The organism is Sphingomonas faeni, assembly GCF_003053745.1.
GTDB lineage: Bacteria > Pseudomonadota > Alphaproteobacteria > Sphingomonadales > Sphingomonadaceae > Sphingomonas > Sphingomonas faeni.
In genome coordinates, this window is sequence record NZ_QAYE01000008.1 from 218,240 (window position 1) to 243,779 (window position 25,540).

The 25,540-nt window shown below is 65.5% G+C and carries 23 protein-coding genes and 2 tRNA genes; 13 read left to right on the plus strand and 12 right to left on the minus strand.

Translation table 11 applies throughout. The features are described 5' to 3' along the window. Positions 1 to 3 precede the first annotated feature (3 nt). Complete coding sequence (lldD, locus tag C8J25_RS15510) at positions 4 to 1,137, minus strand: FMN-dependent L-lactate dehydrogenase LldD (protein WP_107955294.1); 1,134 nt, start codon at positions 1,135 to 1,137, stop codon at positions 4 to 6. A gap of 164 nt (positions 1,138 to 1,301) precedes the next feature. On the opposite strand from lldD, the gene C8J25_RS15515 reads away from it, so the two are divergent. From C8J25_RS15515 to C8J25_RS15525, 3 genes are all read left to right on the plus strand, one after another. Further along, complete coding sequence (locus tag C8J25_RS15515; protein WP_107955295.1) at positions 1,302 to 2,117, plus strand: IclR family transcriptional regulator; 816 nt, start codon at positions 1,302 to 1,304, stop codon at positions 2,115 to 2,117. A gap of 178 nt (positions 2,118 to 2,295) precedes the next feature. Further along, positions 2,296 to 2,535 (plus strand): hypothetical protein, encoded by a 240-nt coding sequence (locus C8J25_RS15520; RefSeq protein WP_146173354.1) that lies wholly within the window; start codon positions 2,296 to 2,298, stop codon positions 2,533 to 2,535. Beyond that, on the plus strand, positions 2,528 to 3,517 hold the full coding sequence (locus tag C8J25_RS15525; RefSeq protein WP_107955297.1) for a sensor domain-containing diguanylate cyclase: 990 nt from the start codon (positions 2,528 to 2,530) through the stop codon (positions 3,515 to 3,517). Before C8J25_RS15520 ends, C8J25_RS15525 begins: the two co-directional genes overlap by 8 nt. Positions 3,518 to 3,572: 55 nt before the next feature. Here the strand turns inward: C8J25_RS15525 and C8J25_RS15530 are convergent. Both C8J25_RS15530 and C8J25_RS15535 read right to left on the minus strand, forming a co-directional pair. Beyond that, a tRNA-Gly gene (locus tag C8J25_RS15530) sits at positions 3,573 to 3,646 on the minus strand. 130 nt (positions 3,647 to 3,776) lie between these two features. Further along, a complete protein-coding gene (locus C8J25_RS15535; RefSeq protein WP_167397735.1) occupies positions 3,777 to 4,265 on the minus strand; it encodes a MarR family transcriptional regulator in 489 nt (162 codons plus the stop codon). 59 nt (positions 4,266 to 4,324) lie between these two features. Between C8J25_RS15535 and C8J25_RS15540 the strand changes: the two genes are divergently transcribed. The 3 genes from C8J25_RS15540 (at position 4,325) to C8J25_RS15550 (ending at position 7,006) form a co-directional block, all read left to right on the plus strand. After that, positions 4,325 to 5,434 (plus strand): branched-chain amino acid aminotransferase, encoded by a 1,110-nt coding sequence (locus C8J25_RS15540; RefSeq protein ID WP_107955299.1) that lies wholly within the window; start codon positions 4,325 to 4,327, stop codon positions 5,432 to 5,434. A 52-nt stretch (positions 5,435 to 5,486) separates the two neighbouring features. Next, positions 5,487 to 5,561: transfer RNA gene (locus tag C8J25_RS15545), tRNA-Gln, on the plus strand. A 311-nt stretch (positions 5,562 to 5,872) separates the two neighbouring features. Continuing rightward, positions 5,873 to 7,006, plus strand: a complete 1,134-nt coding sequence (locus C8J25_RS15550) for an aspartyl/asparaginyl beta-hydroxylase domain-containing protein (protein ID WP_244187144.1) — start codon at positions 5,873 to 5,875, stop codon at positions 7,004 to 7,006. A gap of 33 nt (positions 7,007 to 7,039) precedes the next feature. On the opposite strand, the gene C8J25_RS15555 is transcribed toward C8J25_RS15550, so the two are convergent. Continuing rightward, entirely contained in the window at positions 7,040 to 8,329 is a 1,290-nt protein-coding gene (locus C8J25_RS15555; protein ID WP_107955301.1) for an aspartyl/asparaginyl beta-hydroxylase domain-containing protein, read from the minus strand. Positions 8,330 to 8,348: 19 nt separating this feature from the next. Beyond that, positions 8,349 to 8,612: a hypothetical protein gene (locus C8J25_RS15560; protein ID WP_107955302.1), complete on the minus strand. Its 264-nt coding sequence runs from the start codon at positions 8,610 to 8,612 to the stop codon at positions 8,349 to 8,351. Between the two features lie 132 nt (positions 8,613 to 8,744). Between C8J25_RS15560 and C8J25_RS15565 the strand changes: the two genes are divergently transcribed. Beyond that, positions 8,745 to 9,806 (plus strand): hypothetical protein, encoded by a 1,062-nt coding sequence (locus tag C8J25_RS15565; protein ID WP_244187145.1) that lies wholly within the window; start codon positions 8,745 to 8,747, stop codon positions 9,804 to 9,806. Positions 9,807 to 9,948: 142 nt separating this feature from the next. Here the strand turns inward: C8J25_RS15565 and C8J25_RS15570 are convergent, their stop codons facing one another. Next, the gene (locus tag C8J25_RS15570) at positions 9,949 to 13,047 is read right to left on the minus strand and encodes a TonB-dependent receptor domain-containing protein (protein ID WP_107955303.1); all 3,099 of its coding nucleotides are present in this window, start codon (positions 13,045 to 13,047) and stop codon (positions 9,949 to 9,951) included. A 221-nt stretch (positions 13,048 to 13,268) separates the two neighbouring features. On the opposite strand from C8J25_RS15570, the gene C8J25_RS15575 reads away from it, so the two are divergent. The 4 genes from C8J25_RS15575 to C8J25_RS15590 all read left to right on the plus strand — a co-directional run bounded on the left by C8J25_RS15575 (position 13,269) and on the right by C8J25_RS15590 (position 18,612). Continuing rightward, entirely contained in the window at positions 13,269 to 13,808 is a 540-nt protein-coding gene (locus C8J25_RS15575) for a hypothetical protein (RefSeq protein ID WP_146173355.1), read from the plus strand. A 208-nt stretch (positions 13,809 to 14,016) separates the two neighbouring features. Beyond that, positions 14,017 to 15,939: a S9 family peptidase gene (locus tag C8J25_RS15580; RefSeq protein WP_107955305.1), complete on the plus strand. Its 1,923-nt coding sequence runs from the start codon at positions 14,017 to 14,019 to the stop codon at positions 15,937 to 15,939. A gap of 38 nt (positions 15,940 to 15,977) precedes the next feature. Then, the gene (locus tag C8J25_RS15585; RefSeq protein ID WP_107955306.1) at positions 15,978 to 16,958 is read left to right on the plus strand and encodes an MBL fold metallo-hydrolase; all 981 of its coding nucleotides are present in this window, start codon (positions 15,978 to 15,980) and stop codon (positions 16,956 to 16,958) included. A gap of 121 nt (positions 16,959 to 17,079) precedes the next feature. Further along, a complete protein-coding gene (locus C8J25_RS15590) occupies positions 17,080 to 18,612 on the plus strand; it encodes a L,D-transpeptidase family protein (protein WP_107955307.1) in 1,533 nt (510 codons plus the stop codon). Here the strand turns inward: C8J25_RS15590 and C8J25_RS15595 are convergent. After that, complete coding sequence (locus C8J25_RS15595; RefSeq protein ID WP_107955308.1) at positions 18,609 to 19,943, minus strand: chloride channel protein; 1,335 nt, start codon at positions 19,941 to 19,943, stop codon at positions 18,609 to 18,611. The two genes, C8J25_RS15590 and C8J25_RS15595, sit on opposite strands and share 4 nt — an antisense overlap. 181 nt (positions 19,944 to 20,124) lie before the next feature. Between C8J25_RS15595 and C8J25_RS15600 the strand changes: the two genes are divergently transcribed. Continuing rightward, positions 20,125 to 21,288, plus strand: coding sequence for an endo-1,4-beta-xylanase (locus C8J25_RS15600; protein WP_244187146.1), 1,164 nt, complete (start codon positions 20,125 to 20,127; stop codon positions 21,286 to 21,288). 27 nt (positions 21,289 to 21,315) lie between these two features. Here the strand turns inward: C8J25_RS15600 and C8J25_RS15605 are convergent, their stop codons facing one another. From C8J25_RS15605 to C8J25_RS15625, 5 genes are all read right to left on the minus strand, one after another. Then, positions 21,316 to 22,119, minus strand: a complete 804-nt coding sequence (locus tag C8J25_RS15605; protein WP_107955310.1) for a pyrroline-5-carboxylate reductase family protein — start codon at positions 22,117 to 22,119, stop codon at positions 21,316 to 21,318. A gap of 17 nt (positions 22,120 to 22,136) precedes the next feature. Further along, positions 22,137 to 22,643 carry a type III secretion system chaperone family protein gene (locus tag C8J25_RS15610; protein WP_167397736.1) on the minus strand — a complete coding sequence of 169 codons (507 nt, stop codon included), beginning with the start codon at positions 22,641 to 22,643 and terminating at the stop codon, positions 22,137 to 22,139. A gap of 97 nt (positions 22,644 to 22,740) precedes the next feature. Further along, on the minus strand, positions 22,741 to 23,028 hold the full coding sequence (locus C8J25_RS15615) for an accessory factor UbiK family protein (RefSeq protein WP_107955311.1): 288 nt from the start codon (positions 23,026 to 23,028) through the stop codon (positions 22,741 to 22,743). Positions 23,029 to 23,079: 51 nt separating this feature from the next. Next, positions 23,080 to 23,637 (minus strand): TspO/MBR family protein, encoded by a 558-nt coding sequence (locus tag C8J25_RS15620; RefSeq protein WP_244187147.1) that lies wholly within the window; start codon positions 23,635 to 23,637, stop codon positions 23,080 to 23,082. Between the two features lie 195 nt (positions 23,638 to 23,832). After that, on the minus strand, positions 23,833 to 24,633 hold the full coding sequence (locus tag C8J25_RS15625; protein ID WP_107955313.1) for a TlyA family RNA methyltransferase: 801 nt from the start codon (positions 24,631 to 24,633) through the stop codon (positions 23,833 to 23,835). A gap of 185 nt (positions 24,634 to 24,818) precedes the next feature. Here C8J25_RS15625 and C8J25_RS15630 point away from each other — a divergent pair, with 185 nt between their 5' ends. Beyond that, the gene (locus C8J25_RS15630) at positions 24,819 to 25,490 is read left to right on the plus strand and encodes an RBBP9/YdeN family alpha/beta hydrolase (RefSeq protein ID WP_056047792.1); all 672 of its coding nucleotides are present in this window, start codon (positions 24,819 to 24,821) and stop codon (positions 25,488 to 25,490) included. Positions 25,491 to 25,540 lie beyond the last annotated feature (50 nt).

Here is a 25,540-nt window from a genome sequence, read left to right on the forward strand (position 1 = left end):
AGACTAGACCAGAATACCCCGGTCGATCTCCGCAATCGATCGCACCCCCGTCAGCGCCATCGCCACCCGCATCTCCCGCTCGATCAGCGTCAGCAATTGCGTCACCCCAGCTTCTCCCCGTGCTGCCAGCGCATACAGCCACGCCCGGCCGAGCAGCACGCCATCCGCTCCCAACGCCAGCATCCGCACCACGTCGAGCCCCGACCGCACGCCCGAATCCGCCAGCACCGTAAGCTGTCCCTTCACCGCCTCCGCGATCGCCGGCAGCGCCGCCGCGCTCGACAACACGCCGTCGAGTTGCCGGCCGCCATGGTTCGACACGACGATCCCGTCCGCACCGATCGCCGCCGCCTCGCGCGCGTCGTCGGGGTCGAGGATGCCCTTGATGATCAGCGGCCCATCCCACCCGTCGCGGATCCATTCGAGGTCCTTCCACGCGATCGACGGATCGAAATTGCTGCCGAGCCAGCCCATATAATCGTTCAGCCCACTCGCCTTGCCCAACACCGGCTCCAGATTACCCAGTTGGTGCGGTCGGCCCCGCAAGCCCACGTCCCACGCCCAGCCAGGCCGCCCCATCGCCTGCAACATCCGGCGCAGCGGCGCGCGCGGCCCCGACATTCCCGAATGCTGATCGCGGTAGCGCGCGCCCGGCACCGGCATATCGACCGTGAACACCAGAGCCTTCGCACCCTCCGCTTTCGCCGTGGCGAGTAGATCGCGCATGAACGCCCGGTCGCGGATGACGTAGAGCTGGAACCAGGTCGGCCCCGTCGGTGCCGCCTTCACCACCTCGCCGAGCGAACAGAGCGACACCGTCGACAGGCAGAACGGCACGCCCGCGGCATGCGCGGCCCGAGCCGCCTGAGTCTCGCCGCGGCGATGGTACATGCCTGCTATCCCGACCGGCCCAAGCCCGACCGGCAACGTCTGGTGCTGACCGAACAGCGTCGTCGACAGATCGAGATCGGACACATCGCGCAACACCCGCTGCCGCAGCGCGATCCCCGACAGGTCGCTGACGTTGCGCGCGAGCGTCGCCTCCGCATAGGAGCCACCATCGGCATACTCGAACAGGAACCGCGGCAGTCGCTTACGCGCAGCCTCGCGGAAATCGAGCGTCGAGGCGATCGTCATGCGGCATCTCCCATATTGTGCACGTCGATCCCGAAATCGCGGCGTGCGACGTCCCCTAGCAAGCCAACGCCCCCGCCAGCAACTTTCAGATATGAAAGATTGTTGTTCCGCGTCCGCGCGCTTGCGGCATAAGGATCGCGCCCGCAATCACGATAGCTTCGACCATGCCGCTTCCCTCGCCGCCGCCGCCGCCAGATATCAACAGCGCCAGTCCGCGTGTCTATTCCGCGCCCGCACTGGAAAAGGCGATCGACATCATCGAACTGCTCGCGCGCGAACCGAACGGCCTGACGGTAAGCGAGATCGCCACTCGCCTGTCGCGGTCGATCAGCGAACTCTTCCGCGTGATCGTCGTGCTCGACCGGCGCGGCTGGCTACACAAGGATCCCGGCAGCGATCGCTACCGCGTGACCTACAAGCTCCTCGAAACGGCGCACCGCGCGACCCCCGCGCAGGAACTGACGCACGTCGCCGCGCCGCTGATGCAGACCTTGGCGGCGACCGCGATGCAATCCTGCCACCTCGTCGTCGTCAACGGCACGTCGGGACTGATCATCCTTCGACAGGAAAGCCCGGGCCCGACCGGTTTCGCCGTCCGGCTGGGTACCAGCATAGCCTTGGCGACAAACTGCTCGGGTCACGTCCTGCTTGCCTTCATGGCCGACGATGTTCGATCCGCGATACTCAACCAAACGATGACCCCGGCGGACCGCGACGCGCTCGATGCCGCCTTTGCCGCCATTCGCAAACGCGGCTATGAGTCGATCCGCAGCGCACGGATGGGCGGCGTTTCCGACATCAGTTGCCCGATCTTCGGCTTTGACGGCCACGTCGTTGCCGCGCTGACCATCCCGTTCCTCGAGGTCATCGACGAAACGCCGCATATCTCCGCCGACGAAGCACTGGTCGCGCTAAAGCACACCGCGACGCAGATTTCACAAGCGCTCGGCTGGTATGCGCCGACCGAGACGTCCGCCTGACGGTCAGCAACGTCGTTTACGCAAGCCAGTACTGGCGAGTGGCGCGAGGCACGCGTTGTCGTTCGCATCGATGCGGCACCGCTCAACCTCTTCGCTCTGTCGTAGTGTCGCACTACCTCGTTTGAGCTCTGTTAACCGTTCGGTTGTAAAGACTCGGGACCACCATGAGGGGCCGAAAGTGCGCATCGATCAACTTCAGCCTACTCCCAGCGTGGCGGAACCGCTCGAGATCCCCGCGGAGTTGTTGGCCAGCGTACAGCGTCACCAGGCACATCTCGCCGAACTGATCGTCAGCCTGCGGGCGGCGGGACTCGGCGAGGACGTCGTCGATGCGAGCATCCGCACGCTGGTCGACAGCTATGCCGACGATCTCACCGTAGCAATCCGCGCGATGATGAAGGCAGCGCATCATGGATAAAGCTCTGTTGCTGGACGACGATGATGGCCGGGTCGCAGCCTTGCGTCGCCTCGACGTGCTCGACACCGCGGTCGAAGAGCCGTTCGAAAAGATCGTCACGCTCGTCCGCACCGTGCTCGCGGTACCCGTGGCGACCGTGACGCTTGTCGATCGCGATCGGCAATGGTTCAAGGCGCGACGCGGCATGGAGCAGAGCGAAACGCCCCGCGCGGTATCCTTCTGCACGCATACGATCCAGCAACGCGACCCGTTGATCATCGAAAATGCTCTGGCCGACCCGAGGTTCGCCGAAAGTCCGCTCGTCGTGGGCCCGCCCTATGTGCGGAGCTATGCGGGCATCCCCCTGCGCACGCCCGAAGGATACAATGTCGGGGCGCTGTGCGCGATGGATACCCGGCCGAGACGGTTCAGCCCTGCGGACATCGCCATCCTCAGCAATTTCGCCAACATCGTTTGCGACGAACTCGAATTGCGGCTGATCGCACAAGTCGATCACCTTACCGGCGCGCTGACTCGACGTGGCTTCGTCGACCAGGCGCAACGGGAAATGGAGCGTACGCTTCGCTACGGGCGGGCAAGTTCGCTGATCATGATCGACGTCGATCATTTCAAGCGGGTGAACGATACTTACGGCCACTCGATCGGTGATCAGGTCCTGAAGCAAATCGCCAGCATTGCCGAAACGACACTACGCCCTTGCGATCTGTTCGGTCGTCTCGGCGGCGAGGAATTCGCCCTCCTGATGCCGGAAACCAGCGGCGCGGCAGCGCTCGTCGTCGCGGAGCGACTTCGGAATACCATCGCCGATCATCCGATGACGCTCCATGGCGGCGGTCCGATCCACGTAACCGCGAGCTTCGGCGTCGCTGAACTGTCCGCATCCTTCAACACGCTTACCGCCTGGCTCGAACGTGCGGACACGATGCTCTACGCAGCGAAGTCCGGCGGCAGGAACCGTACGCAACTCGCGGAGCCGATGTAGAACGCCGGCCGTACGCGGACGCGGAACGGCGACGTTCATGATTTCAGCGAAAACGTGGAGCGGGTGAAGGGAATCGAACCCTCGTCACTTGCTTGGGAAGCAAAAGCTCTACCATTGAGCTACACCCGCGAACGGCGGTCTACGCCTGTCGGTCCGGGTCTTGCACCGGCTCTCGATGACCGGCCGAGTGCCACAGTCCTTGCGGCGACGTCAACGCCAAATCGTCCCGCGTGAGCCCGCCTGCCCTCCGGCGCATCACCTAACCGCGCAGGCCGAACACCTGCGAACGGTCCGCCTCGGGCACCAGTCCCTCGAGCACCGCCCAGAACCCCGAGACCGCGCTTTGCCCGGCGCTCGCATACGCCTCGGCCATCCGGATCCGCGCAGCCTCGAACAATTCGCGCTCCATCTTCGAGCCCTCGGCCGTCAACCGCAGCAACCGCTGCCGTCGGTCACGCTCGCCCGGCCGCGTCTCGACCAGCTTGCGGTCGGCGAGTTCGTTCAGCACGCGTCCCAGCGACTGCTTGGTGATCGCCAGCAGCGACAGCAGTTCGCTCACCGTCATGTCGGGCTTTCGCGCGATGAAATACAGTGCGCGGTGGTGTGCGCGCCCCAGCCCCTCTTCGGCGAGACCCTGGTCGATCGATCGGGTCAGGTGGCTATAGCCGAAGTACAGCAGCTCCATGCCGCGGCGGAGTTCGGGTTCGCGAAGGAACAGGGGTGAGGCGGACGAAGCTGTGGCAGACATGTTGACCGGTTTAGACATCGCCCGTAGTCGTCGGCAACCCGCAACGAGAGAGATTTTCGATGTCCGTTCCAGCTTTTACGCCGCCTTCCGCCTTCCGCCATGAGCCGAACGCGACTCCGGTCGAGGCGAACGAGCGGGCGAAGCGGCTGATCGATCCCGGATTCGGGCGAGTCTTCACCGATCACATGGCGATGATCCGCTACAGCGAGACCGAGGGCTGGCATGACGCGCGGATCACCGCACGCGCGCCACTGACGATCGATCCGGCGTCGTCGGTGCTGCATTACGCGCAGGAGATCTTCGAGGGGATGAAGGCGTATCGGCTTGCCGACGGCGGCACCGCGCTGTTCCGGCCCGAGGCGAATGCGCGTCGCTTCCAGGATTCGGCCCGACGCCTCGCAATGCCCGAGCTGCCGACCGAACTGTTCCTCGAATCGGTCGAGCGCCTCGTGAAGACCGACGCGAACTGGATACCTGAGAGCGACGGCGGCGCGCTGTACCTGCGGCCGTTCATGTTCGCGAGCGAAGTGTTCCTTGGCGTGAAGCCGTCAGCCGAATATCTCTACATGGTGCTCGCCTCGTCGGTCGGCGCCTACTTCAAGGGCGGCGCCCCCACCGTGTCGATCTGGGTAAGCCAGCAATACACGCGCGCTGCTCAGGGCGGCACCGGCGCGGCCAAGTGCGGCGGCAACTACGCCGCCAGCCTGCTCGCGCAGTCCGAGGCGATCCGCAACGGCTGCGATCAGGTCGTCTTCCTCGATGCCGCCGAGCGGCGTTGGGTCGAGGAACTCGGCGGCATGAACATCTTCTTCGTGTTCGACGACGGCAGCATGGCGACCCCTGCCCTCACCGGCACGATCCTGCCCGGCATCACCCGCGACTCGATCCTGACACTCGCACGCGCGAACGGCATTACGGTCCGCGAGGAAGGCTACACGATCGACCAGTGGCGCGCAGACGCTGCCAGCGGCCGTCTGGTCGAAGCGTTCGCCTGCGGCACCGCGGCCGTGGTTACGCCTATCGGCACGGTGGCCAGCCCCGAGGGCCGCTTCACGATCGGCGACGGTGCTCCGGGCGCACTGACGATGCGGATGCGCGACGCGCTCGTCTCGATCCAGCGTGGCACCGCGCCGGACGAGAACAACTGGCTGCACCATCTCGCGGATTGACGTCCGCAAGGGCTTTTCACACGCCGCTGCCCCGCTATAAGGCCGCCTCTGTTGGGGCGTCGCCAAGTGGTAAGGCAGCGGCTTTTGATGCCGCCATGCGCAGGTTCGAACCCTGCCGCCCCAGCCAAGTCTTATCATATTCCGGATCTGCCGTATTTATCGGCAAGCCGCCGCCAGTAGCACGCCCGACTGTGCCAACAGCGTGGCCGCGGACTGGTCACAGCCTTGGCTTCGCTACGGGTCCTTTATCACCACGTCGCATGATCGATTATCGACACTTCGAAATGTGCCTATCGTGGTCGCGTGGCATTCCCAGGCTGGAGCATGCCACGCCTCAAGTCAGGTTGAGACCCGCGCACTTGGCATCCGCCTCCACATCGTTACGCTGGAGGAATGCAACTCACCCGGCCTCAAGCAGAAAATCTCGCGCGCGAGGGGATGGCTGCGCTCCGCAACGGTAATGCGGGACGCGCCTATGAAACGCTGTCCCTTCTACGCGACGGTGCACCGGGCATGCCCGCGCCGTGGTTCCTGATCGCACAAGCCGCACAGTCGCTCGGCCGCGACGACGAGGCGGAAACCGCGCTGGTGCATTTCCTGGCAGCAGAACCACGCCATCTGGCTGCGCTGTTGACGATGGCCGCGCTGAAGGTCCGACGCGGCGACGAGCGCGCGGCGCAATCCTTTTATCGCACCGCGCTGAACGTCGCTACGCTGCCGGATGCCACGATCGCGCCCGTGCTGGTGCCGATGCTGAAGGCCGGTGAAGCGTTCCTGGCGGATTGCGCGAAACGGTTTGCCGCACATCTCGGCGATGCGCTGGCGGGGACGGGTCTTGCCGCTGGCGTATCGGGGGGGCGTACGCGGTACGCGCTCGACCTGCTCCTCGGGCAGCGCGAACTGTATCTGCAACACCCGTCGATGTTCTATTTTCCCGGGCTTGCGCAGCGTGCGTTCTTCGAGCGCGACGAGTTCGCGTGGGTTGCCGCCATCGAGGCCGCGACCGCAGACATGCGTGCCGAGCTGGAAAGCGTCGTCGCGGCCGAGAAGGGCTTTGCGCCCTATGTCCAATCGACGCCAGACCGCCCCGCGCCGGCCAACCCGTTGCTCGACGATCCAAGCTGGAGCGCATTCCATTTATGGCGCGGTGGCGAGCGCGTGGAACCCAACGCATCGTCCTGTCCGCATACCATGGCCGCGCTCGAGCAAGCACCGATCCCGATCATCGCGGGTCGCTCGCCGATGGCGATCTTCTCGTTGCTGAAGCCTGGCACGCACATTCGGCCGCATCATGGGATGCTCAACACGCGACTGATCTGTCATCTGCCGCTGATCGCACCCGAAGGATGCGCGCTGCGGGTCGGCGCGGAAACGCGCGCGTGGCGAGCCGGCGAGATGCTGATCTTCGACGATTCGTTCGAGCACGAGGCGTGGAACCGCGGCACGGAAACCCGGATCGTCCTGCTGTTCGAGGTTTGGCGGCCCGAACTGACCGCCGACGAACGCGCCGCGCTGACCGACATCTTCGAGGCTATCGACACCTATCAGGGCGTGGCGATCGACACTGGCTGAGCCCTCGCCGCAGCCGGCCCATCGACACCGGCTTCAGTCGGCAACGTCTCCGCTATTGCCGAGCTTGCTGCCGAGCGCCCCGAACAGGTGGCGCAGCATCGTCGTCTCGTCAGCCGTCAGATGCGGGTTCCAGACATCGACGATCAGGACGGCCCGGATAGTGTCACTGTCGTTCCAGGCCTCGTGCTCGATAGTATCGTCGAACACGAACGCCTCGCCGACGCGCCATTCGCGGGTCTCGCCACCGACGCGGAAGCCGCATTTGTCGGGCACGATCAGCGGCAGATGCACGACCGAACGAATGTTGCTGACCCCGGTGTGCGGCGGCAAATGCGTGCCCGGTTTGAGGACCGAGAAGAATGCGGTCGGTGCGCGGCCCGGAATATCCGCCAGCGGCAACGCATCGAGGATCGCCGCGGTCTGCGGACACCGCGCGCAGACCGCGTCGTCGCGGACCCCGTAACGCCAGAGATAGCGCGCACTCCATTGGTCCGAGTGATCGAGCGGACTCCACAGATTGGCCGGCGTGCCGAGCGGCATCGCAACATAAGGTGTGAAGCCCGCCGACGGTTCGGCTAGCAACGCCTTCAGTTCGGCGAGGATGACGGGCGTCGCCGCCTCGAACTCCGCCAGCCAGGCGAAATGGTCGCGCGCGAAGAACTCATCGGCCGGGAGGAACGGGAAATGCATCCCGTGCGGCGCGGGTGCGTAGATCGTCCGACGCCCCAGCATTGCATCGACGCACGCATCGAACCGGCGACGCTGCGCAGGGTCCGCGCCCGCTCGCAACGGCTGCATCGCGGCATCGACATCGTCCGACAGCGCACGCGCATGGAATGCGATCCGGTCCGACGCGCGCGCCAGCAATTGATCGAGCGGTGGCGATCGGTCCGCCATCGACTGGACGATCGTCGCCACCCCGCCCCAGCGGAACGCCGCCTGCGCGGCATCGCCGATCCTGTCGAGCAGTTCGGCGAGGCGCACGTTCGCCATCAGGTTGCGCTGGTCGAGCGCCAGCGCCCGCTCCAGCGCGGTCCGTTCCGCCACGGCATCGCCCAACCCGCGATGCGCGCTCGCCAGATTCATCCAGAGCGGTGCGGCGGCGGGATCGGCAGCCGCTGCCCGCGCGAAATATTCCGCCGCCGCGCGGTCGTCACGCCCCAACGCCGCCATCCCGAGGGCGTTAAGCGCGACCGGATGGTCGGGTGCGATCGCCAGGATATCGCGGAACGCCGCAGTAGCCCTAGCCTTGTCGCCCGTCCGCTGCGCGCGATCGGCGTCGCGCAGCAGGCCGTCTAACCGCGAAGTAACATCGGCGTTCATAATGACCGTGAAGCTCTACTTAGTGGCCGCCAGCCGCGGACCGATCGACCATATCCTGGCCCGTCGCGCGAGCGGATTGCGCCATCTCGTTCCATTCCTCTCGCGTGTGGCAGTCACGACGCGTTTCGATCATCGACCCCACCGGGGCCGATCGCTTGCAGATCTTCGGGTGCGACTTGGTGGCCGTCTTGTCAGCCACCTTGTCCGCGGTCGCCGGCTGCTGCGCGATAGCTGGGGCCGTCGCGAGGACGAACGCCAAACTGAACGTAACCTGCTTTAGCATTGCCCACCCTTTTCGACATTTCGATAAGACTTGCATCATGCCTTATTCGTGTCGGCGCACAATCCAAATCCGACGGTTTCGCGATGTACTTCGCCGATGGCGAACCCGAATGCGATATGCCATCCAATAGCGATGACCAACCACGTACGAAGCACGCCTCCCAAGAACCGAGACACGACCGGCAACGCCACACGGATCGCCGATCCGTGCTGGCTAGCGCACCGCTACGATCCGGAACACGACACCGTGCATCTTGTCGAAGCGGATCGGGCGATGCGTGACGCGGCGACCTTCCTGACCGACGAACATCTCCCCACCGCGGCGAACCCCGTCGTCGTCGCCCGACGTGAGGCCGTCGCCGCCGTACAGCGTATCGATCCGGTCCATTTCATCTTTCATTCGGCCTATTGCTGCTCGACCTTGCTCGCGCGAGCACTTGATCGCGTCGGGTTCGCGTCGACGTTGAAAGAGCCTGTGATCCTCAACGATCTGGTCGGCTGGCGACATCGCGGCGGCGATCCCGCCAAGATCGCAGAGGTGCTTAACGACGCGCTTACATTATCGGCGCGTGCGTTCGTTCCGGGCGAGGCAATGATCATCAAGCCGTCTAACGTCGTCAACGCGTTGGCGCCGACAATGTTGAACCTTCGTCCCGACGCCCGCGCGGTGCTCCTGTATGCACCACTTCGCGTGTTCCTGACGTCGATCGCGCGCAAGGGGATGTGGGGGCGGTTATGGGTCCGCGAACTGCTGGCCAAGCAACTCGCCGACGGCATGGTCGATCTAGGGTTTGCGCCTGAGGATTACTTCCGGCTTACCGATCTGCAAGCGGCTGCGGTCGGCTGGATCGCACAGGCGGATCTGTTTGCGGCGCTCGCCCACCGCTTCCCAGGCCGGGTCCGGTCGCTGCAAAGCGAGACGTTGGTCGCGGCGCCGCGCGCGGCGTTGCAGGCAATCTGCGATTTATATGGCTTGCCGATAAACACCGCCACATTGGATGCGCTGGAACATAGCGAAGCCTTTGCGCGCAATGCCAAGGACGGCACGACCTATCGCGCGGCCGACCGCACTCGCGAGCAGATGGACGGCGCAACCTTGTACGCCGACGAGATCGATAAGGTCCTGATATGGGCTGAAGCCGTCGCGCGCGGTGCCGGGGTGGCGCTCGATCCGCCGGCGCCACTGCTAGGCTAAAAGCCTCGAAGCCAACTCGAGCCCCTGGTCAAACCCATATCAGACGGGCTGGCGAGCACTGTGCCATTACCGGGTCGCTTGAGAGCAGACAAAAAAAGGGTGGCTCCGAAGAGCCACCCCAGAAGTCAGATCGCGACCGATCCTAGAAGTGCAGGCGGGCAGCGACCGAGAAGCGGCGGCCCAGCGCGTCGTACGTCGACGGATAGGTGTTACCGCTGTTGAAGCTGGTCGAGCCAACCGTCGAACCGACGAGGGGCGGCTGCTTGTCGAACAGGTTGGCCACCGTCACGGTCAGGTCGAAATTCTCGGCAACACCGATCCGCGTTGCCAGATCGATGTAATCGTACGCCGGAATACGCGTGAAATCGACAGCCTGACCAGCAAGCGCGCCGCCCGACAGATTGCCAGCGAAGGCTTGGCCGTTGCCGTTGGCGATATCGTCCGGCTCCTGACGAACACCATCGATATGGCGCCACAGAACCGACAGGTCGATGTTGTTGTCGACCGTGAAGGTCGCACGGGTGTTCCAGGTGAATTCCGGCTGGATCGAACCAGAGCCCCCTGCAACCGCGCTGGCAGCGCCACCGCAGTTGATCGAGTAATAGCCGATGCACTCACGATTGATGAGCCCGGGCGCTGCCTGGAAGGTGGAGGAGTTCGCCCAGCTACCCTGGAACGCCAACGCCATCTTAACGCCCTCGATCAGCGGCGTACGATAGGTCACGTTGAGATCGATACCGTCGGTCTTGACCGTCCCGAGATTCGAGATTGCCGCGACCAGACCACGGGTGGTCGCCGGATCGCCATCCAGACCGCCCGTCACCGGGTTACGCGAGATCGCAAGGCAAGCCGGGCTAGTTGCGCTTGCAGCACCCAGATTGTCGAAGCACGCCGAGATAAGATCGCCAGGAGCGTACTGGGAGATCGCCCCCTTGATCTTGATGTTGAAGTAATCGACCGTGATCGACAGCCCGCGAATGAAGCTGGTTGGCTGGATCACGACACCAAGTGTGTAGCTGTCCGACTTCTCAGGACGAAGCGCGATGTTGCCACCGGAGGTGATGTTCGCCTGCCCTGCCGTCGGGTTGGTGATCAGCCCGATCGTCGACGCGGGCGCGCCCTGCGCAAGGCAGACCGCACGGAGATTCGCATTGTTGACCGGCGCCGCACCCGCGCAACGATCGGTCGACAGATTGGTGAGGCCCGTATTCACCGGCGAGAACAGTTCGCTGATGTTCGGAGCCCGCACGGCACGCTGATACGTCCCGCGCAGTTTCAGACCGGTTGCCGGCTCCCAGCTACCGCCGCCCTTGTAGGTGGTGGTGTTGAACGTCGGCGACGAGTCGGCAAGGATCTTGTAGTGCGAATAGCGGACGCCTGCTTCGAGAGTGAGGCTCTGGAAGAAAGGCTTGTCCTGGATCAGGGGAGCAATCAACTCGCCGAAGCCTTCGCTTACCTCATAGCCACCGTCGATGTTCGGCGCGGCGCCGCCGGCACCACCGAGTTCGCCGGCGGTCTGCGCCAGCGTGTCCGAGCGCTGCGACGCACGATATTTGCGGTATTCGCCGCCAGCCGCAAAGCCAATTGCATCGCTCGCGAATGGCGAGGCAAAGCCGAAATCGCCGTTCAGAACCGCACGGGCCTGCGCCAGCGACGTCCGGACGGTCGTCGTGCTTTCGCCCGTGATGTAGTTGGTCATCGCCGGGGTAATCGAACCGTCTGCCCCGAAAATGTTGAGCGGAACGCAGCCGCTACCGGCGGTGATCGCCGCGCCCTGTGGCGCATTGCCCAGGCAGGACGTGGTGTTGGTTGCATATACTGCCGAGCGGACTCGCGACGTCAGGACATAGCCCTGAAGCGTTTGAGTATTCTCGGATTCGCCATAACCGCCCGAGACATCAAGCTTGATGCCTTCCGTCAGGCCGACCTTCACACCAGCGCGATAATCGAAAATCGTCGTCTGGTAGTTCGAGATGCGCGGACCGACCTCGGTCGTACGCCGCGACAGGTTGGTCGTGATCGTGCGGAAATTCGGATCGGTCGGGCTGGTCGCTGCGGCGGCAGCCGTGCACTGCGCTGCCGTGATTCCCGCGGCCGTGCAGAACTGCGAACGCGCTGCTGCCGGGAGATAGGGGTTCGACAGCGGGACAACCACCGACGAGTTGAAGACGCCCGACGGCGCGATGATCGTGTCGACGGTGTTCTTCGAGAACAGGCCACGGGTATAGACTTCGACCGTGTCCGACACGGCGTAATGGCCTGCGCCATACATGTTGAAACGCTCGAACGGCGTCTGGAAGATGTTGTACGGGTTGAAGTTGAACGGCGTTACCGCCGTCGACAGCGCGCCCGTGGTCGGATTGATCTGACGGCGACCGCCGAGCGTGAACACGGATGGAGTGGTCGTGCCCGAGCCGCTCGATGCGCCCGAGAACGAATCGTAGTTCTGGATCGAGTAAGGCCGGTCACCCTGATAGACCGGATCCGATTGCTGATAACCGACCGAGAAGACCGCGTTGCCACGACCGTCATCGAAATTTGCGCCGATCGTGATATCGCCGCGGAAATACGCTCCATCGCCACGCTCGGTGATCTGGTTGGACACCGATGCGTCGATCCCGGAGAAATCCGAGCGGGTAATGAAGTTAACGACGCCGGACACGGCATCAGCGCCGTAAGTCGTCGCCGCGCCGCCGGTCAGCATGTCGACGCGCTCGACCAATGCGAGCGGAATGTTGTTCAAATCGACGCGACCCAACAGGCCCGACGGAGCGATACGATTGCCGTCGATCAGGACGACGTTACGGAACGACCCCAGACCGCGAAGATCGACGTACGATGCGCCGCCATTGCCGTTGTTGACGGCCGAACCGATGCTCGGCGTTGCGCCCGGCAGCGTGCGAAGAACGTCTTCGGCCGTGTTCGACTGGCGGAGCCTGATTTCTTCCTGGCCGACGACCTGAACAGGTGCCGACGCAATCAGCGCGGGGTTCTTGATCAGCGAGCCCGTGACGACGATGTCGCCCTGGCTGTTATCATTGACAGGGGCCGCTTCCGACGTCGTCATGCCGACTTCGCCCTGGGCGTTCGCACCCGGCGTGGTCGCCTGAGTTGCGGTCGCGCCGCCAGCGCGGATCCCCGAATTGTCACCCTGGACTTGCGCGAACACTGGCGTGGCAAGCGTCGCCGCTCCCATGAGCAGCGTGGTCGCAAGCAGATGTGCACGAGCAGCAGATGTCATATTAGCCCCTTATTTGCCGGCGTATCGCCGTGCATTTGCCCCCGGAAAAGAACCGGCTCTGGGAGGGGTGTATCGATCGATATTACTGCACCGCAACGATTATCGTCGATTCGGCCCTTTTGGGTTCCGTTTGCGACAGTAGAGTGACATAAGCGCAACATAGTGTCCCCCGCCGGTGTCGGCCGATAGATTCTTTCCTTTATTCGTCTCGAGGTAGTCCAATGCGTGATTTGCGTGCCTATTGCGTTCCGTTTGCATTCTTCGCTCTTGCGGGCCTCTCCTGTGGTGCACCGGCAACGGCCGCCCCCGATCGGACCTCGTCGCGAACATTGGACGCTCTTGCGGAATGCCAGCAGGTTGCGACCGATGCTGCCCGGCTATTATGCTTTGACGCGGCCGCTCGCGAGATAGCGAGCGCGCGCAAGTCCGGCAGTTTGCTGGCGCTGGACCGCGCAGCTGTCGTCGAGCGTAAACAACAGCGATTCGGGCTCGCAGATGCGGCAAGAAACCCGCTTGGCGGCGGCGAGGCCGACCGGCTCACGAGGGTTACCGAGGTGAAGACGACGATCACCGGTGTAAGGTCGTCAAGTTACGCGCGTTTCCTAATCCAGCTGGCCAACAATACGGCGTGGGAGACAATCGAGCCTCTGACGCTCGCACCGCGCCCTGGCACCGCGGTCATCATCAAGCAGTCTGTTTTCGGCGGGTTCAAAGCGTTGATCGACGGCGAACGACCGGTTTTGGTGAAGCGTCAGCGCTAGTGACTGCGGCAACATAGGCCAAAGTGCGTCTCTTGGATTTTACTGCCAGACTTAGCAGGTACGACCCCGCGATCACGGGCGATTCGGCCCGTTACGGATGCCTGGCGGTCGCGGCGCGAGGTCTTTGAACGGCGTAGCCATGACACCGGCTTGCCGCAGGTCCGCCACGCGTTAAGCAGGGGCAACCGCTGTCCTGCCGGAGCCCCCGATGCGTCTTACCGTCACCGCCGCCCTTCTCCTCGCGACCGCCGCGCCTGCGTCCGCGCAGACGCTTCACCAATATGGCGGGCTCGCGCTGTCGCCTGCGGGCGGTCGCACCGCGACCGTCGAGAGCAGCGGCGCGCATGGTGTCATAACCCTCCGCAACGTCGCCGACGGGCGGGTGCTGCGGACCATCGATCCGTGCGCGACGTGCAGCTATGCGGGGCTGACCTTCGCGCCCAATGGCGACCTCGTGTTCCTGGTCCGCGACACCGCCGCGGGTAACGTCCGGCTGAGCTATGCCGACGCCAAGACGACGCGCACCGTCGCGACCATCGCCGGTATCGCGCAGACTCCGCGCGTGTCGCCCGACGGCAAGCGGATCGCGCTACTGGTGACGCTCGGCGCGGCGAAGGAATCGGGCGCGACGCAGGCCGGTGTCCGGATGATCGGCGAGATCGGCGAGAAGAGCGACGAGCAACGCCTCGCTGTGTTCGACATTACCAAGGCCACGACGACGGTGACGCCGCTGTCGCCTGCGGGTCGCTACGTCTACGAATATGACTGGACACCCGACGGCCGCGGGTTCGTCGCGACCACCGCGCTCGGCAATGGCGACAACAATTGGTGGGTGGCGACGCTCGACGCGATCGACGCGCAGACCGGCGCGGTCCGATCGATCGCCAAGCCGACGACGCAGATCAACCAGCCGCGGGTGTCCCCCGATGGCCGCACCGTCGCCTATGTGGGTGGCCTGATGAGCGATTTCGGCTCGATCGGCGGCGACGTCTTCACGGTCGGACTGGAGGGCGGCACCCCGCGCAACGTCACCGCCGGCGCCAAGTCGACGGTGACGACGATCGCCTGGACCCGCAGCGGCCTGCGCACGGTGACGCTCGCCGGCGACCAGATGCAGTTCGGCACACTCACCCCCGGCCAGCCGGTCGTGCCGGGCTTTGCCAAGCCGGCAAGCTCGAGCGCAGGCGACGGCCGCGCCGTGTTCTCCGCGGACGGGCGGATCGCCGCCGCCGTAGTCCAGGATTACGAGCACGCACCGGCGATCTACGCAGGATCGCTCGGCTCTCAGGAACAGGGCGTGAAGCAGATCACGCACGACAACGACACAATGCCGGCGCTCGCCGCTGCGCGGAGCATCAGTTGGAAGAACGAGGGCTTCGACGTCCAGGGCTGGCTCCTCGCCCCCCGCCCCGCCTCGGGCACCGCGCCGGCCGGCAAGGCGCCGATGATCACGATCGTCCACGGCGGCCCGTCGGCGGCCTCGACGCCTAGCTATCTCTATCCGACCTCGCTCAACGCCGCTTTGGTCAAGGCAGGCTATTACGTGTTCCTGCCCAATCCGCGCGGCAGCTACGGCCAGGGGGAGGCATTCACGGCCGCGAACAAGCGCGACTTCGGCGGTGGCGACTTGCGCGACGTGCTGGCCGGCGTCGATGCGGTCGAGCGCGTCGCGCCGGTCGACGACAAGCGCCTCGGCCTTGGCGGGTGCAGCTATGGGGGGTTCATGGCGATGTGGGCCAATACGCAGACCAACCGCTTCAAGGGCATCGTCGCCGGCGCCGGCCTGTCGAACTGGGTCAGCTATTACGGCACCAACGGAATCGACCAGTGGCTGCTCCCGTTCTTCGGCAAGTCGATGTACGACGACATGAAGGCGTATGAGGACGTCTCCGCGATCTATCACGCGAAGACCGCCCGGACGCCGACGTTCATCTATGTCGGCGAGCGCGATATCGAGGTGCCGCCGACCCAGTCGATCGAATGGTGGCACGCGCTGAAGGATCGCAACGTCCCCGTCAGCCTCGTGATCTATCCCGACGCCGGCCACTGCGTGACGGGTCCCGAACAGTCCGCCGATGTCCGCCAGCGGTCCATCGCGTGGTTCGACAAATACGTGAAGAACGCAAAGTAGCGTCTGGGCGGCCGGGGGGCTTCGGGCTAGGCAGGCACATGCCGCAGAACCGTTACTATCAGGGTCCCCCGTCCGACCATTTCGATGGTCTCCGGTTCTTCAATCCGGGGCAGGCGCCGACCGACCGCGGCCTGAAAGACGTGCTGCGGTGGAAGCTGGCGCCCGGTGTCGCGAAATGGCCGCGCTCGGTGCCGGTCACGCCGGCCAAGCCCGACGCGCGCGTCGACGGGATCCGCATCACGATGATCGGGCACGCATCGCTGCTGATCCAGGCGGCCGGGCTCAACATCCTGACCGACCCGATCTGGTCGGAGCGCGCGAGCCCCGTCTCGTTCGCCGGGCCAAAGCGAGTCGCGGCGCCCGGTATCGCTTTCGACGACCTGCCGCCGATCGACGTCGTGCTCATCAGCCACTGCCATTACGATCATTTCGACGTCGCCACTTTGCGCAGGCTCCAGGTGGCGCATACGCCTCTGTTCGTACTCCCACTCGGCAACGATACGATCCTGCGCGCCACGGTGCCCGACGCCCGGTGCGTCGTCGGCGACTGGTGGGACCGCCTCCCGATCGGCGAGGGCATCACCACCACGATCACGCCCGCCTATCACTGGGCGAACCGCTGGCCGAGCGACGTCCGGATGGCGCTATGGGCAGGGCACTGGCTCGACACACCCGCCGGTGCGATCTGGTTTGCGGGCGATACCGCGTACGGCAATGGCGCGATCTTCGGCCAGATCCGCGAGCGTCTCGGCGCGCCCGACGTCGCGCTGATCCCGATCGGCGCCTACGCCCCGCGCTGGTTCATGGCCGGGCAGCATGTCGATCCCGCCGAGGCGGTGCGCATCTTCGGCGAGGTCGACGCGAAACAGGCGCTGGGCATTCACTGGGGCACGTTCCAGCTGACCGACGAAGCGCGCGACGCGCCGCAAGTCGCGCTGGGCGAGGCGCTCGACGCAGCGACGATACCCCGCGAGAAGTTTGTCGCGGCACCACCCGGCGGCGTCTTCGATTTCGGCTGATCGACGGTTGGCCGAACCCAGGAACCGAGAAATCTGCCGCTGATGTGAGCCCATCGAACGGTCCAAACGTTATCCACCGATGACAGTACGAACTTTACGGGTGCGGCTCGCTACGGGTTGCATGCCGGTCCTGGCTCTGGCGCTGGGTGGATTTGCCCCGGCGCCCAAGACCATCGCCCCGACAAAAACCGCAGCGGAGAGCCCGTCCCGCTCCGCATCGAAGCCGGCACCAAGGGCAGTTGGCAAGGCCACTCCGACCAAGGCAACTTGGACGACGGCAAACATTGCAGCCTTCGATCAAATCCTTGCCGACCGTGCGCGCCACGGCCTCGATCGAGTCGAGTTCCTCCCCGCACCCGCCGACGGCGCCCCGCCCGTCGACGATGCCGCGCGAACCAAGGCCGCACTCTATTATGCCGGCGCACTCGCACAGGGCCGCGTCGACCCCGCCTCGCTGCATCAGGTCTATACGCTGCCCCGCCCCAAGGTCGACCTTACCACCGGGCTGTCGCGCGCGCTGGCCAAGGGCGATCTCGTCGCTTGGTTCGACGGTCTCCCACCGCAGGATGCCGAGTATAAGCAACTCTCCGACGCGTATCTCGCGTTCAGCGCCAAGGCGTCGACCGCAACGCCGGTGCAGGCGATACCCTCCGGCGTCATCCGCGTCGGCAACCGCGACGCGCGCGTCGCCACGATCGTCGAGCAGCTCGCGGAGAGCGGATATCTTCCCTCGTCGACCGACCCGCTCGCCGTAGCGCCCGTACCGACGCCATTTTCGCCGACAGCGACCACGCCCGCGGCGCCAATGATCTACACGCAGGCAATGGCCGAGGCACTGAAAGGGCTCCAGACCGACTACGGCATCGCCGCAGATGGCGTGGTCGGCCCCGAGACGTTGAAGGTGCTGAACCTTGGTGCGGGCGACCGTGCGCGCGCGCTCGCGGTCGGGCTCGAACGGCGGCGATGGCTGGCACGAACGCCACCGCCCACGCGGATCGACGTCAACACCGCCGCCGCACAGCTTCGCTACTACCGCGACGGCACGATGATCGATCAGCGCAAGGTGATCGTCGGCGAACCTGGCCGCGAGACGCCGGCGCTCTCGTCGCCGATCTATCGGCTGGTTGCCAATCCCACCTGGACCGTGCCCAAATCGATCCAGAACGGCGAGATGGCCAATGTCGGCGAGGAGTATCTGACCGCGCACAACATGGTCGTCCGCGATGGGTGGATCGTCCAGCAGCCGGGGCCGAGCAACGCGCTAGGCATGGTCAAGTTCGACATGGCGAACGATCAGGCGATCTACCTGCACGACACCTCCGCGCCGGGCTTGTTCGATCGCAGCCAGCGTCATCTGAGCCATGGTTGCGTCCGCGTCGAGGATGCGTTGGGGTTCGCGCGAATCCTTGCGGAGGACGAAGGCGTCGGCGAGGCGTGGCAGACGGCGCAGGATTCGGGCGAGACGAGCTTCGTGCCCCTGCCCCGCCGCATCCCGGTCCGGCTGCTCTACCACAACGTCTATGTCGACGACGCCGGCAAGGTCGCGTTTCGGACCGATCCCTACGGCTGGAACGATCCGATCGCTGAGCAACTCGGTTTCGCCAAGGCATCCGCCAAACGCGCCGAGGCGCAGGCGATCGATATCGGGCCCTAAGGGACTTTCGGCGTTGCGGGCATCGCGAACGTCTTCGACAGCCCGTGGTACAGCTTCTCGCGGCAGACCCATTGGCTGGCGGCATCGGCGATGAACGCGGTCGCAAACATCGGCAGCATCAGCCCTCGGCTGGCGGTCGTCTCCGACAGGATGATGACCGCGGTCAGCGGTGCGCGGACGACGCCCGCGAAATACGCGACCATCCCCAGGATCACAATCGCGCTCGCGGGTTCGCCGGGAAACACTTCGCGGAGCAGATTGCCGACGCCCGCCCCGACCGCTAGCGACGGCGCAAAGATCCCGCCGGGCAACCCCGCGATCGCGGTCGCGGCGGTCGCGACGAACTTCGCGGGTCCGAACCACAAGGGTGCATCGACACCGACGATCATCGCGCGCGCCGCGGAATAGCCCGTCCCCCAGGTCAGGCCGGTGAACACGCCCAGCACCGCGACGACCGCGCCGCACGCCCCCGCGAACTTGACCGGATTGGCGCGGGTCCAGGTCGTCATGCGGTTGCGGCTCTGCGCCATCGCCAACAGCGTGCGGGAGAACAGACCGCCCGCCATCCCGCCAGCGATCCCGGCGACCGGTGCTACCAGCAGCGCCGACAGCAACGGCATATGCGCGCCGATCGCGCCGAAATAGATATAGTCGCCCTGCACCGACTGCGCGACCATCCCGGCGATGACGATCGCGGCGAGGACCAGCAGCGTCACGCGCTGCTCGTACGCCGACGCCAGTTCCTCGATCGCGAACAACAGCCCGGCAAGCGGGGTGTTGAACGCGGCTGCGACACCCGCCGCGCCACCGGCGATCAGCACGCCGCCCCGCAACGGTACGCGGACTAGCCGGTGCGTCGCGCCCATCACTGCCGCGGCAAGCTGGACGGTCGGCCCCTCGCGCCCGACCGACGCACCGCCCAGCACTGCGCCGATCGTCAGCACGGCCTTGGCGGCGACGGTGCGCGGCGAGATCAGCGTCCGCGTCGCCTCGTTCGGATCGGCCTGTGCCGCGATCACCTGCGGAATACCCGATCCCCGCGCGAACGGCGCGTACCGCCGGGTCAGCCAGACCAGTCCCATGAACGTCAGCGGCGTCGTCAACAGCGGCAGCCAGTGCCAGCTCTGCGCGTAGCCCGCGAAGACCCCCGCCGCCCAGTCCGCCGCTTCGGCGAACAGCGTCGCAACAACGCCGATCAGGATCGCGCCCGTCAGGATCGCCGCACGAGTGCGGAACTGCACGGACCGTGGCCCACGTGCACGCAGCAACGCACGGTACCGCGACGGCGTCCAGCGTTTCGCCGGCATAAGATGATCGAAGAGCCCAGGCATGATGTCGATCTAGTTCATGCCGCCCGCCACGTCACCCGCCCCATCACCCGCCCCATCACCCGCCTGCGTCGCCCGCCTGCGACTTGGCGGCGCGCAGGCCTTGGCGGCCCGGTAAGCGATTGACATCGTCCCGATATCTAACAACGATAGCGCTATCACAAAAATATAATGAGGATGCTTCGTGGACATTACACGACGGGACGGACTGGGCATGCTGGCGGGGCTCGCGGCTGCCGGTGCTACGGCGAATGCGCAGGCGCGATCGATCCTGCGCCCGACGGGCGCCGACGGGAGCCTGCAATCGCTGGCAGCAGCCAAGGGCATGCGCCTCGGCTCCTGTTTCGCGTGGAGCGAAGCAGGCGCGGACCGCGGCTCGTTCGCCAACCCGGCCTATGCGAGACTGCTGAAGCGCGACTGCGGGCTGCTGGTGCCCGAAAACGAGATGAAGTGGCAGGCGCTCCGCCCCAGCGCCACGACCTTCGACTTCGCGCGGTTCGACGCGATGATCGCGTGGGCCGATGCCAACGCGCTACCCGTCCGCGGCCACAACCTCCTCTGGCACCAGCCGAAATGGATGCCGAAATGGGAGGAAAGCCACGATTTCGGCGCGACGCCCGCACGTGCGGCGGAACAGTTGCTCGTCCGGCACATTACCACGGTATGCCAGCGCTACGGTACGCGTATCCGCAGCTACGACGTCGTCAACGAGGCGGTCACCCCCGCCGACGGCACGCTGTACACGACCGCCCTGTCCCGCGCACTCGGCAGCCCCGAGGCGACGCTCGACCTCGCCTTCCACACGGCGCGCACCGCAGCCCCGCACGCCCAACTCGTCTATAACGACTATATGAGCTGGGAGCCGGGCAACGCACAGCACCGCGCCGGCGTCCTTAAGCTGCTGGAGGGGTTCAAGGCGCGCGGCGTTCCGGTCGACGCGCTCGGCGTCCAGTCGCACCTCGTCACGCAAGGCACCGACACCCGCGCTACGATCGCCGCGCTGGAAGGCGATTGGCGTCGTTTCATCGATGCCGTCACCGCGATGGGCTATGCCATCGTCATCACCGAACTCGACGTCCGCGACAACAATCTTCCCGCCGACGTCGCCGCACGCGATCAGGGAGTGGCCGACTTCACGCGCGGCTATCTAGACCTGATGTTCGCCTACCCGGCGCTGAAGGACGTGCTGTTGTGGGGCATGACCGACCGCTACAGCTGGATCGAGGGTTTCGAGCCGCGCAAGGACAAGGCTCGCCGCCGCCCCTGCCCGTACGACGCCGCATTCGCGCCCAAGCCGATGCACGCCGCAATCGCCGCGGCCTTCACCTCAGCAGCGCCGCGCGGCTAGCAATTCCCACGCCAATCAAGACTGCCTCTAACGCGCCGCAGCCGCCATTTCGGCGTTGCGGCGTTCGGAGGCGGCGAGCGTCGCGGTAAGCAGCGCGAGCAGGGCATCGTCGCGGTCGAGGACGTTCAGGCCCTCGCGGGTCGATCCACCGGGGCTGGCGACGCGGTCGGCGAGTATGGCGGGCGATACGTCCGCCTCGGCGGCCATGATCGCAGAACCCTCAAGCGTGGCGATAGCGAGACGCGCTGCCTGGTCCACCGGCAACCCGAGCGCTGCACCCGCCGTGGCGAGCGCATCGGCGAATCGGAAGACGAACCCGGGGCCGGATCCGGCAAGCGCGGTCACCGCATCGAAATGCGCTTCGTCGGCGATCCATTCGTAATGACCGAGTGGCGCTGCGAACGCTTCCGCCGCCGCGATCGCCTCTTCCGACGCACCAGCGGTGTAGAGCGAAGTCACGCCCTTGCCGATCGCCACCGGAAGGTTGGGCATCGCGCGGACGATCGTGTCAGCCTCGAATCGCGCGGCAAGTGCTGCGTGATCGACACCTGCGAGGATGGACAACAGGAGCTTCGGAGCACCCCGCATCGGCGCGAGCAACGCCTGCGCCGAGTCGATCTGCTGCGGTTTGAGCGCGAGCATCAGCGTTGCAGGCGCAGCCTCGTCGGACAGCGCGGTCAGCGAGCGGACGCCCTCCGGCGCGCCCTTCCCGCTCCGCGTGATCACCGTCACGGTCGCCGGATCGAGACCCGCGGCGATCCAGCGCCGCAGCATCGCGCCACCCATGTTGCCGCAGCCGATCAGCCACAGCGGGCCCTCCGGAAAGCCCATGGCAGGAAACCCCACGCTCACGCCTCGCCGTGCGTTTCGATCAGCGCCGCGGCCAGCGCGTCCTTGGGGCTCTTGCCGCCCCACAGCACGAACTGGAACACGGGATAGAAGCGCTCGCACTCCTCGATCGCCGATTCGACCAGCAGTTCGGCGGCTTCGAGCGACATCGTCCCGTCGTCGCCGCCATCGACCATCGCCGCGTGCCGAAACAGCAAGATGCCGCTCGACGACCAGAGTTCGAAGTGACCGATCCAGAGCTGTTCGTTGACCAGCCCGATCGTCTCGTAGACCGCCTGACGCCGCTCGTCGGGCACCTTGATGTCGGGGAAGGCGAGGAATTGCAGCACGCTATCGTCTTCACGCCACAGCGCGCGGAGTTCGTAGGTCGTCCAGCTGCCCTTTACGGTCGCGACGATCTCGTCCTCGTGACGCTCATGTTCCCAGCCATGCGCAGCGTAATAGCTCTCGAGCATGTCGATCGGGGCGGCGTCTTCGTGATCTTGGTCTACTTGGTCGAGCATCATTAGGTCCTGGCGGTCCTTATCGCACAACAAAGGGTGCCGAGGCAAAAACGCCCCGGCAACCCCATCGGCCCCAATTCTGCGGAAAACTGTGGAAAAGTCAGTCGACCGACGCCCCGAGCGGCGCATTTATCGTCGATTGCGCCGCGAACTTGGCTTCGAGTGCATCGAGACGCGCCTTCAAAGTGTCGTTCTCGTCGCGCGCCGCAGCGGCCATCGCCTTCACAGCATCGAACTCTTCGCGGCTGACGAAGTCGAGCCCACCGAGCCATTCGCGCGCCCGTTCCCGCGCGCCCGAACCGGCTTCGCGACCGACGCCCGCAAGCGTACCGGCCGCGCCGTTCAAGACCTTGACGATATCATCGAACACGCGGTTTTCGGACTGCATTGCTTCATAATCCCAAAGACTGTCGCAGAGACTGTTACAGTGACTGCTGCGTCACAGCATTTGGGACGTATGCGGCGCGGGTGCAAGGGTTTCGGCACCGGGGTTCAACTGCCCGATGCTGAACGCGAGCACGCCGGCAAAGCTGATCCACACCATGTACGGCACCATCAGCCACGCCGCGGCGGGGCGGATCCGGGCGAAGACGAAGGTCGCGGCGATCGACAGCGCCAGCATCGCGACGATCACCAGTACCGACAGCCCGATTTTGTGCGCGCCGAAGAACATCGGCGTCCAGGCAAGGTTGAGCGCGAACTGGCCGACGAACAGCGCGACGGCGAGCCCGCGCAACCGAGCCCCACGCGCATTGAGGATCATCGCGAGCGCGAGCCCGATCAGGATGTAGAGCGTGGTCCACACGACAGGGAATACCCAGCCCGGCGGGTTCAGCGCGGGCTTGGCGAGCGCCATGTACCAGGCATTGTCGCTGCCGACGCTGACCGACCGGCCGGAGACGAAACCGAGCAGCAGGATCAGGGGCACGGTCACGACCGCCCAGCGGAGGAACGACATCCTCAACTGGCCCTTCGAAGCGATACCGCCCACACACATCCTTCCGTCTCTACGCGGGCTCGTCCTGGCGCGCATTTTGCGATCGGTAAACCGTGCTCGCGAGAGAATCGTTCCGCTAGTGGTTCATTCCGGCACGGAGGGCTGCCGTCGACCGCTGTTTCTCCCGTCATCCTGACGAACGTCAGGACCCAGGGTACCGAGCGCGCCCTTTGTGGCTCTGGGTCCTGACTTTCGTCAGGATGACGTCGGTGTGTGGGGATCGGGTGTCGTGTCCGACTCCGACAGTTCGGAAGCCAGACTATCGCCGTGCAAAGCCGCGATCAGGAACTCGACATTACCTTCAGGCCCCGTGATCGGGCTCTCGACCACGCCGACCACGCCCCACCCCTGCCCCGTCAACCACGCCGCGACCTCGTCGCAGACGCGCTGGTGGATCGCGGTATCGCGGACGACACCGCCCTTCCCCACTTCGCCACGTCCCGCCTCGAACTGTGGCTTCACCAGCGCCATCAGCCGCGCGTCGGGCTTGGCGAAGGACATCGGTCGCTCGAGCACCTTCGCCAAACCGATGAAGCTCGCATCGCAGACGATCAGGTCGACCGGCTCCGGGATATGCGCAGGCGTCAGGATACGCGCGCTGGTCTGTTCGTGGACGATGACGCGCTCATGCTGCCGCAGCGACCAGGCAAGCTGGTTCGTGCCGCTATCGACCGCGTAGACCTTAGCCGCGCCGTTCTTCAGCATCACGTCGGTAAAGCCGCCGGTCGACGAGCCCACGTCGATCGCGACCGCGCCGGTCACGTCCCAACCGAAATGCGCGAGGCCGTGCGCCAGCTTGATCCCACCGCGCGAAACCCAGGGATGATCGCGACCGCGCACATCGAGTTGCACGTCGTCCGCGAGCGTCTGGCCGGGCTTGTCGACCTTCTTCGTCCCTGCGAACACGAGGCCCGCCATGATCAGCGCCTGCGCGCGCGTCCGCGACTCGACCAGCCCCCTGTCGACCAGCATCTGGTCTGCACGTACCTTCACCATCCGCCCGCTATCGCCGCCCGATCCGATTGCCGCAAGCTGCCTTCCTTTCGCCGCAATGCCATTGCCTACCGGATAAGTAGGATTATCTTGGGTGGATGGGATCGTGAGCGGATGGCGTGCCCTAGAGCGTCCTTCGACCACGCTCCCGACCTCGAAGAACGAGGTTTCGGAGAAGGAGAAGCGCTGTGGGTAGTTTCGCACCGTATGATTCCGTCCAGCCGACGATCCTGACCGTGCCCGGCCTTGGTGGATCGGGTCCTTCGCACTGGCAGACGTTATGGGAAGAGGCGCGGCCCGACACGGTGCGCGTCGAGCTCGGCATGTGGAACACGCCGCACCGCAACGCTTGGGTGACGCGTCTCGACGAAGCGATCCGGCAGGCACAGGCACCGGTGATCCTCGCCGCGCACAGTCTCGGGTGCCTCGCAGTGGCGTGGTGGGCCGAACTGAGCCCGCAGCCTTATGGCTGGCCGGTGGCGGGCGCGTTGCTGGTGGCGCCGGCGGATGTCGATCGTGGCGGCGCGCAGGCCGAACTGAAAGGCTTCTCGCCGACGCCGCGCACGCCGCTGCCATTCCCCTCGATCGTGGTGGCGAGCAGCGACGACCCCTGGGTCACGCCCGAGCGTGCGCACAGCATGGCGGCGGACTGGGGCAGCCACTTCGTCGACGCCGGGCCGCAAGGACATTTGAATGCCGCTAGTGGGATCGGCTGGTGGCGCGAGGGGCAGGATCTGCTGGAGCGGGTGATCGCGGCGAGCGGCGATGGTCGGGGGCAAGCTTTGCCGCCGAGCAAGGCTCGGTCGATTCTTGCGGTGAGCGCAACGGATGCCGCGCAGACGCACTACTTGGGCGGCTAACCGTACGCACCCAACAATACACCACCCCGGCGAAGGCCGGGGCCCAGTTG

Coding starts and splice junctions, on each gene's coding strand:
- lldD (WP_107955294.1), bottom strand. CDS start 1,137: ATGACGATCGCCTCGACGCTCGATTTCCGCGAGGCTGCGCGTAAGCGA.
- C8J25_RS15515 (WP_107955295.1), top strand. CDS start 1,302: ATGCCGCTTCCCTCGCCGCCGCCGCCGCCAGATATCAACAGCGCCAGT.
- C8J25_RS15525 (WP_107955297.1), top strand. CDS start 2,528: ATGGATAAAGCTCTGTTGCTGGACGACGATGATGGCCGGGTCGCAGCC.
- C8J25_RS15535 (WP_167397735.1), bottom strand. CDS start 4,265: ATGTCTGCCACAGCTTCGTCCGCCTCACCCCTGTTCCTTCGCGAACCC.
- C8J25_RS15540 (WP_107955299.1), top strand. CDS start 4,325: ATGTCCGTTCCAGCTTTTACGCCGCCTTCCGCCTTCCGCCATGAGCCG.
- C8J25_RS15550 (WP_244187144.1), top strand. CDS start 5,873: ATGGCTGCGCTCCGCAACGGTAATGCGGGACGCGCCTATGAAACGCTG.
- C8J25_RS15555 (WP_107955301.1), bottom strand. CDS start 8,329: ATGAACGCCGATGTTACTTCGCGGTTAGACGGCCTGCTGCGCGACGCC.
- C8J25_RS15560 (WP_107955302.1), bottom strand. CDS start 8,612: ATGCTAAAGCAGGTTACGTTCAGTTTGGCGTTCGTCCTCGCGACGGCC.
- C8J25_RS15565 (WP_244187145.1), top strand. CDS start 8,745: ATGACCAACCACGTACGAAGCACGCCTCCCAAGAACCGAGACACGACC.
- C8J25_RS15570 (WP_107955303.1), bottom strand. CDS start 13,047: ATGACATCTGCTGCTCGTGCACATCTGCTTGCGACCACGCTGCTCATG.
- C8J25_RS15575 (WP_146173355.1), top strand. CDS start 13,269: ATGCGTGATTTGCGTGCCTATTGCGTTCCGTTTGCATTCTTCGCTCTT.
- C8J25_RS15580 (WP_107955305.1), top strand. CDS start 14,017: ATGCGTCTTACCGTCACCGCCGCCCTTCTCCTCGCGACCGCCGCGCCT.
- C8J25_RS15585 (WP_107955306.1), top strand. CDS start 15,978: ATGCCGCAGAACCGTTACTATCAGGGTCCCCCGTCCGACCATTTCGAT.
- C8J25_RS15590 (WP_107955307.1), top strand. CDS start 17,080: ATGCCGGTCCTGGCTCTGGCGCTGGGTGGATTTGCCCCGGCGCCCAAG.
- C8J25_RS15595 (WP_107955308.1), bottom strand. CDS start 19,943: ATGCCTGGGCTCTTCGATCATCTTATGCCGGCGAAACGCTGGACGCCG.
- C8J25_RS15605 (WP_107955310.1), bottom strand. CDS start 22,119: ATGGGCTTTCCGGAGGGCCCGCTGTGGCTGATCGGCTGCGGCAACATG.
- C8J25_RS15610 (WP_167397736.1), bottom strand. CDS start 22,643: ATGATGCTCGACCAAGTAGACCAAGATCACGAAGACGCCGCCCCGATC.
- C8J25_RS15615 (WP_107955311.1), bottom strand. CDS start 23,028: ATGCAGTCCGAAAACCGCGTGTTCGATGATATCGTCAAGGTCTTGAAC.
- C8J25_RS15620 (WP_244187147.1), bottom strand. CDS start 23,637: ATGTGTGTGGGCGGTATCGCTTCGAAGGGCCAGTTGAGGATGTCGTTC.
- C8J25_RS15625 (WP_107955313.1), bottom strand. CDS start 24,633: ATGGTGAAGGTACGTGCAGACCAGATGCTGGTCGACAGGGGGCTGGTC.